This window comes from Streptomyces sp. (assembly GCF_050698815.1).
Taxonomy (GTDB): Bacteria; Actinomycetota; Actinomycetes; order Streptomycetales; family Streptomycetaceae; genus Streptomyces.
The window spans coordinates 1-11,289 of record NZ_JBOHCV010000229.1; the positions used below are offsets into that span (position 1 = coordinate 1).

The following is an 11,289-nucleotide window of genomic DNA, read 5'->3' on the forward strand; positions in this document are numbered from 1 at the left end:
CGGCACGCACGTCGCGGGCACCATCGCCGGTACCGACCACGGTGTCGCCAAGAAGGCCAACATCGTCGCCGTGCGTGTGCTGGACGACCAGGGCTCCGGCACTACCGAGCAGGTCGTCAAGGGCATCGACTGGGTGACCAAGAACGCCAAGGGTCCCTCCGTCGCAAACATGAGCCTCGGCGGTCCGAAGGACGAGGCGCTGGACGCGGCCGTGCAGAAGTCCATCGACGCCGGCATCAGCTACTCCGTGGCCGCCGGCAACGAGAGCGCGGACGCCGACGGCAGCTCCCCGGCACGGGTGCCGGACGCCATCACGGTGGCCGCCAGCGACGAGACCGACAAGCAGGCCGAGTTCTCCAACTTCGGCAAGCTGGTGGACATCTACGCCCCCGGCGTGGACATCGTCTCCACCACCAACACGGGCGACGACGCGACCGAGACCCTGTCCGGCACCTCGATGGCGGCCCCGCACGTCGCCGGCGCCGCGGCCGTCTTCCTCGGCGCGAACCAGGACGCAAAGCCCGCCGATGTCGCCAAGGGTCTGACCGACGGCGCGATACCGGACGCGATATCCAACCCGAGCGAGGGCACGCCGAACAAGCTGCTCAAGATCGGCGAGTAACCGCACCACGAGCGAACAGCCGCCCGTCGCGCCCCGTTAAGGGGACGCGGCGGGCGGTTCGTCTTTTCCGGGCACGGATCCTCGGCTTTCGGTCATCCGCTATTCGAGACGGCAGCGGAATCCGTTGACGCAGTACCGGGCGGGCTGGCATGCTCAATCCCGTGAATCAGTCCGCGAACCTTGTTGCGCGTTTGCACGTCGATCTGCGACGTCACGCCAGCGCCATCTGTGCCGCTGGCCGCTGAGTCACGCTCAGCTGATTCCCTCCCACATGCTCGGGCTGCCGCCCTGCCGCGGCTGAATTTCCTTCTTTCGCTTCCTTTTTCCGGGTGCCGGTATTCGCCGCACACCGGTGTTTCCGCGCTGCCCGCGTAACCACATTTCCGTGCCTACGGAAATGTGGTCCGTGTGCGGGTGTCGACGGCGGCCACAGCCGGAGCATCGAGGGCGACGCCGCCGGGCACTACACGCCGGACGTCTCCGACGCGGCCTGACCCGCAACGTACCCCCAGCCCCCGAAGGAGCCCCGCCGTGACCGGAGTTCTTCCCGCCGCCGCACGTCATCTCCGGGTGGTCGACGAGGCCACACCGCCGATCGTCGGCTATCTGGTCCTTGTCCCGGAGGGGGAGGAGCCTCCGGAACTCTTCACCGCCGACGGCGGCAGGGCCAGGTTCCGCGCGCTGCCGCCCACGGGTGAACCGCCGCCCGCGGACCCGCCGCTCGCCGACGCGCCGAGCGGCGTCCGTATCGACACCGACCGGCACATCGCCGAGGCCGACGGGCGGCCGCTCGACCTGACCTACCTGGAGTTCGCGTTGCTGGCCCATCTCGTCGCCCATCCGCACCGGGTGCACACCCGCGAGCATCTGGTCGCCACGCTGTGGGGCTACAGCCACGTCGGTGACGGACGAACCGTTGACGTCCACGTGGCACGGCTGCGCGGCAAGCTGGGCAGGGCACACCGGGAGCGCATCGTCACGGTCCGCCGTGTCGGCTACAAGTACGAGCCGGCCCGTACCGGCTGAATCGGACGCGGGACGGGGGCCCGCAGTGGCCGCGAGGTGACAGGCGGTCAGGCGGTCAGCGCCAGTGGCCGCCCGGCCGCTGCCTCGTCGTAGCGCAGCGCCAGCAGCGCGGCCAGTTCCGGTGAGCCGCCCAGCACGGGCGCGACCACGTCCGCGCCGGCCTCCGCGGCGCCCGCCAGGATGCGGTCGGGCAGAAAGCCGGGGGCGATGACGTACGGCGCCACCGCCACCCGCTCGACGCCGTCCGCGCGCAGCCCGCGGACGGCGTCGGCGGTGCGGGGAAGAGATGCGGAGGCGAACGCAGGCCGCACAGCGCACCAACCACTGGTGCGCCGCCACTCCCGCGCGGTTTTCGCGATCACTGCGATCGCCTCCGGGTCCGAAGAGCCCGCCGATGCCAGCACCACCCCGGTGGAGCGGTGGTCACCTTCGCCCAGTCCCGCCTCCCGCAGCCGCCGCTCCAGGGCGGCGACGAGCAGCCCGTGCGGCCCGAGTACGTCCGTCTGCCGCACGGCCAGGCGGGGCAGCCGTGCTGTCGCCTCGTGCAGTACGGCCGGGATGTCGGACTTGGCATGGAAGGCGCGGCCGAGCAGGAGCGGGAGCGCGATGATGTCGCGTGCGCCCTCCCGGTCCAGCCGTTCCAGCAGCCGCGGCACGGACGGGGCGTTGAAGTCCAGATAGCCGACCTCCACCCGCAGCCCGGGCCGCAGCGCCCGCACGCGCGCGCAGAGCGCGGCGACGGTCGCGGCGTGCCGCGGGTCGCGGCTGCCGTGTGCGATGACCACCAGGGTGGGCCGTGTCGCATCGTGCATGGCGGTAGGTCCTCTCTGTCCTCTCGCTAGTGGGCCGTCGCGAGGAGGCCGCGGTTGCGCAGCACCCGCCGCTCCAGCGGGGCGAAGATCAGCAGTTCGATGCCGATGCCGACCAGCAGGATCAGCGCGATGGCACCGAGCACCAGCGGCATGTCCTGGTACGCCCGCCCGGTCTCCAGCAACTGGCCGAGTCCCGCACCGAGTTCCGGCGAGGTGGCGATCAGCTCGGCCGCCATCAGCGAGCGCCAGGAGAACGCCCAGCCCTGCTTGAGCCCCGAGATGTAGCCGGGCAGCGCGCCGGGCAGCAGCACGTGGCGGACCCCGCGCAGCCCGGTCGCGCCGATGACCCGGCCCGCCCGCAGGTGCAGTGGCTGGATGCGGTCGACGCCCGCGACCAGTCCGTTCGCGATCGACGGCACCGCGCCCAGCAGCACCACGGCGTAGATCGTGGCGTCGGTCAGCCCGAACCAGATGATGGCCGCGGGCACCCATGCCACCGACGGCAGCGACTGCAGCCCGGACAGGATCGGTCCGATCGCCGCCCGTACGGGCTTAACCTGTGCCACCAGCAGCCCGAGCAGCGTGCCCAGGACCAGTGCCACGGCGAAGCCGAGGGCGCCGCGCGAGACGCTCTGCCAGATGATGGACAGGATCGTGCCCTTGTACCACTCCTCGGCCAGGGCGTCCCACACCATCAGCGGGCCCGGCAGCTGGTAGGACGGCTTGAGGTCCAGCACGAACACCAGCTGCCACAGCGCCAGTACGAGCAGGACCGCGACCACCGGCGGCAGCACCTTGCGCCGCAGCACCTGGCCGAGCGGCGGACGCGTGGTGGTGCGGGTGTCGAGCGCGTCGAGCCCTGCCTCCAGCCCCGCCAGGTCGGCGGCGGCGGCGTCCGGCGTGCCGGGCTCGGCCGGCTTCGTATCAGTGCTGGCCATGCCGGCGGATCTCCCCCCGCAGCTCTTCGGTGATCTCCACGGACAGGTTGGCGACGTCGGCGTCCTCGATGCGGCGCGGATGCGGGATGCCGACCTCCCACTGGTGCGCGACGCGTCCCGGCCGCGAGGACAGCAGCACCACGCGCTGCGCGAGCCGCACCGCCTCGCGCACGTTGTGCGTGACGAAGAGGACGGAGACGTTGGTCTCGGTCCAGATCCGGGTCAGCTCCTCGTGCAGCACGTCCCGGGTGATGGCGTCCAGCGCCGCGAACGGCTCGTCCATCAGCAGCAGTTGGCTGTCCTGGGCGAGCGCGCGGGCGAGCGCGACGCGCTGCCGCATGCCGCCGGACAGCTCGTGCACCCGCTTGCGGTGCGCTCCGGTCAGCCGTACCAGCTCCAGCAGCCGCTCCGCCTCCGCGCGCCGCTCGGGCTTGGGCACGCCACGCAGCTTCAGCGCGAGCTCGATGTTCCGCCCGGCGGTGAGCCAGGGGAAGAGCGCGTGCTCCTGGAACATCAGGGACGGCCTGCCGCCGGGTACGTCGATGCTGCCGGCCGAGGGCTTGTCGAGCCCCGCGACCAGGTTGAGCAGCGTGGACTTGCCGCAGCCGGACGCGCCGAGCAGCGTCACGAACTCGCCGGGCGCGACGTCGAGCGCGATGTCGTCCAGTACGAGCTGTTCGGCGCCGGGACGGCCGAAGGACTTGGAGACATGGTCGATACGGGCGGCGTAGCCCGCCTTGTCCATCGCGGGGCGGGCGTCGGCGACGCCTGTGCCCGGCGTCGATCCGGTGCTGGGTTTGGTGGCGAGTGTCGTGGTCATCGCTGTCACCTCCGGGTCGGTGTGGTGCGTCGGTGAGGGGCCGTGTGTGCGGCGGTGCGTCTGGTCATCGGCTGCCGCCGAGTCCGGCGTCCTCGACCGCGGGCCTGCCTTCGCCCTTGAGCACCCGGTTGAGGATCGAGAGGTCGTAGATGCCCTTGAGATCGGCCTTCTTCTGCAGCCCCGACGTCACTCCGTGCGCGGCCTCCTGCTTGAGCGTGGCGGCGAGGGGATCGTCGGTGACTTCGATGTCCTTGAAGGCGGAGTCCAGGACCGGCTGCGGCAGCCGCTTGCCCGCGTCCCGCTCCAGCGCGCTGTTGATGTGCTTCTTCGCCTCGTCCGGGTGGTCGTTGATCCAGGCGTTGGCCCGTACCGAGCCGCGCACGACGGCCTCGACCACGTCGGGGTGCTTCTTGAGGAAGTCCTGCCGTACGACGAGATTGGTGGTGACGAACTTGCCGTCCTTCCACAGCTTCTTCTCGTTCAGCAGCACCTTGCCGCCCTTGGCGACGAGGTTGGACGCGGTGGGCTCGGGCACCCAGGCGCCGTCGATGCCGCCCTGCTGGAAGGTGGTCGGGATCTCCTTGTTGTCCTGGCGGAGCACGGAGACCTCGCCCTTGCCGGTCTCCGGGCTCACCTTGTGGCCCTTCTCCGCCAGGTAGTTGAGGAGGGCGACGTCCTGGGTGTTGCCGAGCTGCGGGGTGGCGATCCGCTTGCCCTTGAGGTCCTTCAGCGATTTGATCTTGTCGGGGTTCACCACGAGGGAGGCGCCGCCCGAGGTGGCCCCGGAGACGATCTTGAGGTTCTTGCCGCCGGACTTGGCGTATCCGTTGACCGCGGGGGAGGGGCCGACCCAGGTCATGTCGACGGCCTTGGCGTTCAGCGCCTCGATGGCCGCCGGGCCCGCGTTGAAGACCTGGGTGGAGACCTTCGTACCGCCCAGCTCCCTGGGGATCTCGCCGTTCTTGCGCAGCCCCACCAGCGGGGTGGCGTGCGTGACGTTGCCGAAGTAGCCGACCTTGACCTGGTCGAGGCCGTCGGTCTTCTTGCCGCCGACGGCCTCCGGGCCGCCCTTGTCCGCGGGGGCCTTGGAGCCGTAGCCGCAGGCGGTCAGCAGCAGCGGAAGCGCGACAACGGCGACGAGTGCGGTGCGGGCGGTGCGCGCTCGCGGGGCTCGGACTCTGGGCTGGGCAGACATCGGGCGGGTCCTCTCGGTCAGGGCGGGGCGGGAGCGGGGCGGTGGGGCACGGCGGCGGGGCTCACCCCCGGCATGCCCCGACGCCTCCCTGGCCGCTGCCGCGGACGCCGCTGCCGATCCGGCCGCCTGTCTGGTCGAAGGTCGAGAAGACCTCGGTCGCGAGGAACATGCTCAGAAGTCCCAGCCCTCGTCGTCGGGCGCCGGACGGCCGCCCTCGAGCCGGGTCCCGGCGTCCGCCGTGTCGCGTACGGCGTCGGCGAAAGCGTCTCCCGCCATGCCGGCGGTCAGCGTGGAGCCGTCGGCCGGATCGATGAGCAGGAAGGCGCCGGTGCGCGGGGAGTCCGCGTAGGCGTCGACGGGCAGCGCCTCCGCCGTACGGATCACGACCCGGCCGATGTCGTTGGCCTCGAGCCGGCCGGGCTCCGGGTGCTGGGAGAGGTCGTCGAGGGTCAGCCGGGAGGGGATCTCCTTCACGATGGCCTTGACCGTGCGGGTGGTGTGCTTGAGCAGCACCCGTGCCCCGGGTGTGAGGGGGGTGTCGTGCAGGTGGGCGACGGTGGCCGTCAGATCCTGGCTGGTGCCCACCGAGGCGTCGGCCGGGACGATCATGTCGCCCCGGGAGATGTCCAGGTCGTCGGCGAGCAGCACGGTCACCGACTGCGGTGCCCAGGCCTCGTCCACGGACCGGCCGAGTACGTCGAGGGCTTCGATCGTGCTCGTACGGCCCGAGGGCAGCACCGTCACCGGCTGTCCGGTGCGCAGCACACCGGAGGCGATCTGGCCGGCGTAGCCGCGGTAGTCGGGGAGTTCGGGGGTCTGCGGGCGGATGACGTACTGGACGGGGAAGCGGGCCGGGTCCCCGGTCGGGTCGTGGGTGACCGGGACGGTCTCCAGGTGCTCCAGTACGGTCGGTCCGCCGTACCAGTCCATGTGCGCGGACGGGGTCACCACGTTGTCGCCCTCCAGCGCGGAGATCGGGATGGCGGTGATCTCCGGGACGCCGAGCGAGGCGGCGTAGGCGGTGAACTCCTCGGCGATGGCGGCGAAAACGGACTCCTCGTAGCCGACGAGGTCCATCTTGTTGACCGCGAGGACGACGTGCGGGACGCGCAGCAGCGCGGCGACCGCTGCGTGCCTGCGGGTCTGCTCGACCACGCCGTTGCGCGCGTCCACCAGCACGACGGCAAGTTCGGCGGTGGAGGCGCCGGTGACCATGTTCCGGGTGTACTGCACGTGGCCCGGGGTGTCGGCGAGGATGAACCGCCGCCGGGGAGTGGCGAAGTAGCGGTAGGCGACATCGATGGTGATGCCCTGCTCCCGCTCGGCGCGCAGCCCGTCGGTGAGCAGCGCCAGGTCGGGAGCCTCCTGGCCGCGGTTGCGTGACGCGTGCTCGACGGCTTCCAGCTGGTCGGCCAGTACCGACTTCGAATCGTGCAGCAGCCGGCCCACCAGGGTGGACTTGCCGTCGTCGACGGACCCGGCGGTGGCGAAGCGCAGCAGCGAGGTGGCCGCGAGTGCGGCATCCTCGGTGCCGAAGGTGGCGGGTGTGTTCATGGTCAGAAGTACCCCTCGCGCTTGCGGTCTTCCATGGCGGCCTCGGAGATCTTGTCGTCGGCCCGGGTGGCGCCGCGCTCGGTCAGCCGGGAGACGGCGATCTCGGCGATGACCTTCTCGATGGTGTCGGCCTCGGAATCGACGGCGCCGGTGCAGGACATGTCGCCGACGGTGCGGTAACGCACCTGGCGCCGCTCGCTGAACTCGTCCTGGCCGGGGCCGCCCCACTCGCCCGGGGCGAGCCACATGCCCGCGCGGGAGAAGACGGTGCGCTCGTGCGCGTAGTAGATGGCGGGCAGTTCGATCTTCTCGCGGGCGATGTACTGCCACACGTCCAGCTCGGTCCAGTTCGAGAGCGGGAAGACGCGGACGTGTTCGCCCGCGGCGTGCCGGCCGTTGTAGAGCTGCCACAGCTCGGGGCGCTGGCGGCGCGGGTCCCAGCCGCCGAACTCGTCGCGCAGCGAGAAGACCCGCTCCTTGGCCCGTGCCTTCTCTTCGTCGCGCCGCCCGCCCCCGAAGACGGCGTCGAAGCGGTTTCCGGTGATGGCCTCCAGCAGCGGGAGCGTCTGCAGTGGGTTGCGGGTGCCGTCGGGGCGCTCGCGCAGCCGCCCGTCGTCGATGAAGTCCTGGACTGAGGCGACGTGCAGGCGCAGCCCGTGCTCGGCCACCACCCGGTCCCGGTAGTCGAGGACCTCGGGGAAGTTGTGCCCGGTGTCCACGTGCAGCAGGGTGAACGGCACCGGGGCCGGCGCGAACGCCTTCAGCGCCAGGTGCAGCATGACGATGGAGTCCTTGCCGCCGGAGAAGAGGATCACCGGCCGCTCGAACTCCCCGGCCACCTCACGGAAGATGTGCACCCCCTCCGACTCCAGCGCGTCCAGGTGCGACAGCGCGTACGGGCTGTCGGTGCCCTCCGGTGCCGTGATCGCCGTCGTCACACCAGTCCCCTTTCGGTGAGCAGCGCGCGCAGCGCCGCAGCGGATTCCTCGACGCCCTGCCGGTGTGCCTCGATCCGCAGATCGGGGCTCTCCGGGGCCTCGTAGGGGTCGTCCACGCCTGTCAGTCCGGAGATCTCACCGGACGCCTGCCGCGCGTAGAGGCCCTTCACGTCGCGGGTGGAGCAGACCTCCACCGGGGTGGCGACGTGCACCTCCAGATAGCCGGTGTCCGCGGCCTGGTGACGCTTGCGCACCGCCTCCCGGCTGTCCGCGTACGGCGCGATCACCGGCACCAGGACCGTCACGCCGTGCGAGGCGAGCAGCTGGGCCACGAAGCCGATCCGCTGCACGTTCAGGTCCCGGTCGGCGCGGGAGAAGCCGAGGCCGGCGGAGAGGAAGGTGCGGATCTCGTCGCCGTCCAGCACTTCCACCCGGTGCCCCTGCCCGGTCAGCTGCTCCGCCAGCGCGTGGGCGATCGTCGTCTTGCCCGCGCTCGGCAGACCCGTCAGCCAGACGGTGGCGCCGCCGGTTCCGGCCGCCGCTCGGGCTGTCGTTCCGGTCATCTTCCGCTCCCCGCCTCCGTTCACAGGTGGATTCCGCATTCGCTCTTGCCCTGACCCGCCCAGCGTCCGGCGCGGGCGTCCTCGCCCGCCAGCACCCGCCGGGTGCACGGCCCGCAGCCGACCGAGGCGTAGCCGTCGGACAGCAGCGGGTTGGTGAGCACACCGTGTTCGGTGACATAGGCGTCGACGTCCTCCTGCGTCCAGCGGGCTATCGGCGAGACCTTGACCTTCTGCCGCCGCTCGTCCCAGGCGACGACGGGGGTCCCGGCGCGGGTCGGCGACTCGTCGCGGCGCAGTCCGGTCGCCCACGCGTCGTAGGAGCGCAGTCCCTCCTCCAGCGGCTGCACCTTGCGCAGCGAGCAGCACAGGTCGGGATCGCGGTCGTGCAGCTTCGGCCCGTACCGGGCGTCCTGCTGGGCGACGCTCTGCCGCGGCGTCAGCGTGATCACCTCGACGTCCATCACCGCGGCCACCGCGTCCCGGGTCCCGATCGTCTCCGGGAAGTGGTAGCCCGTGTCGAGGAAGACCACGGGGACGCCGGGGAACACGCGGGAGGCGAGGTGCGCGACGACGGCGTCCTCCATCGAGGAGGTGACGCAGAAGCGGCGCCCGAAGGTCTCGGCGGCCCAGCGCAGTACGTCCAGGGCCGGCGCGTCCTCCAGGTCCCGGCCCGCCTCTTCAGCGAGCCGCCGCAGCTCGGTCGTGGAGTGCTCCTGTGCGGTGGTCATGAAATCGGTGTCCCTTCCTGAGGGTCCTCGCCGTTCCCGCGCCGCAGGCCCTTGCTCAGCAGCCCGAGGAAGGCGAGCTTGAACGCCCGGTTGCACGAGGCGCATTCCCAGGTGCCGTGCCCCTCCTCGGAGGGGCGCAGGTCCTCGTCCCCGCAGTAGGGGCAGTAGAACGGGGCGGCTCGCTCGCTCACTTCAGCGCACCCTCTTCCGCGCGGGCCGCCCACTGGGCGAAGCGCTCGCCGTCCTCGCGCTGCTCCTGGAAGTTGTGGAGCACGCGCTCGATGTAGTCCGGGAGTTCCCGGGCGGTGACCTTCAGACCGCGCACCTTGCGGCCGAAGGCCGGCTCCAGTCCGAGTGAACCGCCCAGGTGCACCTGATAGCCCTCGACCTGCTCGCCGTCGGCGTCGGTGACCAGCTGTCCCTTGAGTCCGATGTCGGCGGTCTGGATGCGGGCGCAGGAGTTGGGGCAGCCGTTGAGGTTGATGGTGACCGGCTCGTCGAACTCGGGCATCCTGCGCTCCAGTTCGTCGATCAGCGAGGAGCCGCGGGCCTTGGTCTCGACGATGGCCAGCTTGCAGAACTCGATGCCGGTGCAGGCCATGGTGCCGCGCCGGAAGACCGAGGGCCGGGCGGTGAGGTCGAGCGCTTCCAGCGCCTCGGTGAGGGACTCCAGCTGGTCCCCGGCCACATCGAGGATGATCATCTTCTGTTCGGCGGTGGTTCGGACGCGGCCCGAGCCGTGTGTCTCGGCGAGGTCGGCGATCTTGGCCAGCGTCGCGCCGTCGACGCGGCCCACCCGCGGCGCGAAGCCCACGTAGTGGGCGCCGTCCCGCTGCTGGTGCACGCCGATGTGGTCGCGCCACTGCTGCACGGGCTTCTCGGGTGCGGGCCCGTCGGCCATCGTGCGCAGCAGGTACTCGTCCTGCAGCACCTGACGGAACTTCTCCGGACCCCAGTCGGCGACCAGGAACTTGATGCGGGCGCGGGTGCGCAGCCGCCGGTATCCGTAGTCGCGGAAGACCGAGACGATGCCTTCGTGCACGTCCGCGACCTCGTCGCGCGGAACCCACGCGCCCAGCCGCACACCGAGCTTGGGGTTGGTCGACAGTCCGCCGCCGACCCACACGTCGAAGCCCGGCCCCAGCTCGGGGTGTTCCACGCCGACGAACGCGACGTCGTTGATCTCGTGTGCGACGTCGAGGAGGGGCGAGCCCGAGACGGCGGTCTTGAACTTGCGCGGCAGGTTCGAATAGGCGGGGTTGCCGATGACCCGGCGGTGGATCTCGTCGATGGCGGGGGTGCCGTCGATGATCTCGTCGGCTGCGATCCCGGCGACGGGCGAGCCGAGGATGACGCGGGGTGTGTCGCCGCAGGCCTCCGTGGTCGACAGGCCGACGCCCTCCAGCCGCCGCCAGATCTCGGGCATGTCCTCGATGCGGATCCAGTGGAACTGGACGTTCTGGCGGTCGGTGATGTCGGCGGTGCCGCGCGCGAACTCCTGTGAGATCTCCCCGATCGTGCGCAGTTGCTGCGTCGTCAGCTGCCCGCCGTCGATGCGGACGCGGAGCATGAAGTACTCGTCGTCCAGCTCCTCCGGCTCCAGGATCGCGGTCTTGCCGCCGCTGATCCCGGGCTTGCGCTGGGTGTACAGACCCCACCAGCGCATGCGTCCGCGCAGGTCGGCCGGGTCGATCGAGTCGAACCCACGGTGCGCGTAGATGGTCTCAATGCGTGTCCGCACGTTGAGACCGTCGTCGTCCTTCTTGGTCTGCTCGTTGCCGTTGAGCGGAGTGAAGTGCCCAGCGGCCCACTGGCCCTCGCCGCGGTGGCGTCCGGCCTTCCGACGGCTGGGTGCGGAAGCGGGCTGCTTGGAGGTGTCAGCCATGATGGTCGTCCTTCGGGCGTCCTTGATGTTCCCCCGGGCGTCCTTGTGCGGACGCGACCGGACTTCGGGAACGGTCCTGGGCAGCGGGCATCGCTCAACCTTCCCTGACCTGCGTGTACGTCCAGGACGTGCGGCTACGGGCAGGCGGGGTCGGAGCAGTTCAGGCGGGGAGGGTGCGCGCCCGCGACAGTGAGGGCGGCTCGTGAAT

Annotated in this window: 13 protein-coding genes; 3 read left to right on the forward strand and 10 right to left on the reverse strand. The window is 71.0% G+C overall.

The window, feature by feature from the left end:
* The 3 genes from ACRDP3_RS08380 to ACRDP3_RS08390 all read left to right on the forward strand — a co-directional run.
* A partial coding sequence (locus ACRDP3_RS08380) for a S8 family peptidase (RefSeq protein ID WP_431516215.1) occupies nt 1–622 on the forward strand: 622 nt, incomplete at its 5' end.
* A gap of 149 nt (nt 623–771) precedes the next feature.
* Nucleotides 772–867 (forward strand): putative leader peptide, encoded by a 96-nt coding sequence (locus tag ACRDP3_RS08385; RefSeq protein ID WP_431516216.1) that lies wholly within the window; start codon nt 772–774, stop codon nt 865–867.
* Nucleotides 868–1,021: 154 nt separating this feature from the next.
* Nucleotides 1,022–1,648, forward strand: coding sequence for a winged helix-turn-helix domain-containing protein (locus ACRDP3_RS08390; RefSeq protein WP_431516217.1), 627 nt, complete (start codon nt 1,022–1,024; stop codon nt 1,646–1,648).
* 47 nt (nt 1,649–1,695) lie between these two features.
* Here the strand turns inward: ACRDP3_RS08390 and ACRDP3_RS08395 are convergent, their stop codons facing one another.
* The 10 genes from ACRDP3_RS08395 to ACRDP3_RS08440 all read right to left on the reverse strand — a co-directional run bounded on the left by ACRDP3_RS08395 (nt 1,696) and on the right by ACRDP3_RS08440 (nt 11,081).
* Nucleotides 1,696–2,460 carry a sirohydrochlorin chelatase gene (locus ACRDP3_RS08395; protein WP_431516218.1) on the reverse strand — a complete coding sequence of 255 codons (765 nt, stop codon included), beginning with the start codon at nt 2,458–2,460 and terminating at the stop codon, nt 1,696–1,698.
* Nucleotides 2,461–2,486: 26 nt separating this feature from the next.
* Nucleotides 2,487–3,398, reverse strand: a complete 912-nt coding sequence (locus ACRDP3_RS08400; protein ID WP_431516219.1) for an ABC transporter permease — start codon at nt 3,396–3,398, stop codon at nt 2,487–2,489.
* The gene (locus ACRDP3_RS08405; RefSeq protein WP_431516227.1) at nt 3,385–4,143 is read right to left on the reverse strand and encodes an ABC transporter ATP-binding protein; all 759 of its coding nucleotides are present in this window, start codon (nt 4,141–4,143) and stop codon (nt 3,385–3,387) included. The genes ACRDP3_RS08400 and ACRDP3_RS08405 overlap by 14 nt, the downstream gene beginning before the upstream one ends.
* 139 nt (nt 4,144–4,282) lie before the next feature.
* On the reverse strand, nt 4,283–5,413 hold the full coding sequence (locus ACRDP3_RS08410) for an ABC transporter substrate-binding protein (protein WP_431516220.1): 1,131 nt from the start codon (nt 5,411–5,413) through the stop codon (nt 4,283–4,285).
* A 171-nt stretch (nt 5,414–5,584) separates the two neighbouring features.
* Entirely contained in the window at nt 5,585–6,967 is a 1,383-nt protein-coding gene (locus ACRDP3_RS08415; protein WP_431516221.1) for a sulfate adenylyltransferase subunit 1, read from the reverse strand.
* Nucleotides 6,968–6,969: 2 nt separating this feature from the next.
* Nucleotides 6,970–7,905, reverse strand: a complete 936-nt coding sequence (cysD, locus tag ACRDP3_RS08420) for a sulfate adenylyltransferase subunit CysD (RefSeq protein WP_431516222.1) — start codon at nt 7,903–7,905, stop codon at nt 6,970–6,972.
* The gene (cysC, locus tag ACRDP3_RS08425; RefSeq protein ID WP_431516223.1) at nt 7,902–8,468 is read right to left on the reverse strand and encodes an adenylyl-sulfate kinase; all 567 of its coding nucleotides are present in this window, start codon (nt 8,466–8,468) and stop codon (nt 7,902–7,904) included. The genes cysD and cysC overlap by 4 nt, the downstream gene beginning before the upstream one ends.
* 20 nt (nt 8,469–8,488) lie before the next feature.
* A complete protein-coding gene (locus ACRDP3_RS08430; RefSeq protein WP_431516224.1) occupies nt 8,489–9,196 on the reverse strand; it encodes a phosphoadenylyl-sulfate reductase in 708 nt (235 codons plus the stop codon).
* Nucleotides 9,193–9,387, reverse strand: a complete 195-nt coding sequence (locus tag ACRDP3_RS08435) for a hypothetical protein (protein WP_431516225.1) — start codon at nt 9,385–9,387, stop codon at nt 9,193–9,195. The genes ACRDP3_RS08430 and ACRDP3_RS08435 overlap by 4 nt, the downstream gene beginning before the upstream one ends.
* Nucleotides 9,384–11,081, reverse strand: a complete 1,698-nt coding sequence (locus ACRDP3_RS08440; RefSeq protein ID WP_431516226.1) for a nitrite/sulfite reductase — start codon at nt 11,079–11,081, stop codon at nt 9,384–9,386. Before ACRDP3_RS08440 ends, ACRDP3_RS08435 begins: the two co-directional genes overlap by 4 nt.
* Nucleotides 11,082–11,289 lie beyond the last annotated feature (208 nt).

Coding starts and splice junctions, on each gene's coding strand:
- ACRDP3_RS08395 (WP_431516218.1), bottom strand. CDS start 2,460: ATGCACGATGCGACACGGCCCACCCTGGTGGTCATCGCACACGGCAGC.
- ACRDP3_RS08430 (WP_431516224.1), bottom strand. CDS start 9,196: ATGACCACCGCACAGGAGCACTCCACGACCGAGCTGCGGCGGCTCGCT.
- ACRDP3_RS08410 (WP_431516220.1), bottom strand. CDS start 5,413: ATGTCTGCCCAGCCCAGAGTCCGAGCCCCGCGAGCGCGCACCGCCCGC.
- ACRDP3_RS08415 (WP_431516221.1), bottom strand. CDS start 6,967: ATGAACACACCCGCCACCTTCGGCACCGAGGATGCCGCACTCGCGGCC.
- cysC (WP_431516223.1), bottom strand. CDS start 8,468: ATGACCGGAACGACAGCCCGAGCGGCGGCCGGAACCGGCGGCGCCACC.
- ACRDP3_RS08440 (WP_431516226.1), bottom strand. CDS start 11,081: ATGGCTGACACCTCCAAGCAGCCCGCTTCCGCACCCAGCCGTCGGAAG.
- ACRDP3_RS08405 (WP_431516227.1), bottom strand. CDS start 4,143: ATGGACAAGGCGGGCTACGCCGCCCGTATCGACCATGTCTCCAAGTCC.
- ACRDP3_RS08385 (WP_431516216.1), top strand. CDS start 772: ATGCTCAATCCCGTGAATCAGTCCGCGAACCTTGTTGCGCGTTTGCAC.
- ACRDP3_RS08400 (WP_431516219.1), bottom strand. CDS start 3,398: ATGGCCAGCACTGATACGAAGCCGGCCGAGCCCGGCACGCCGGACGCC.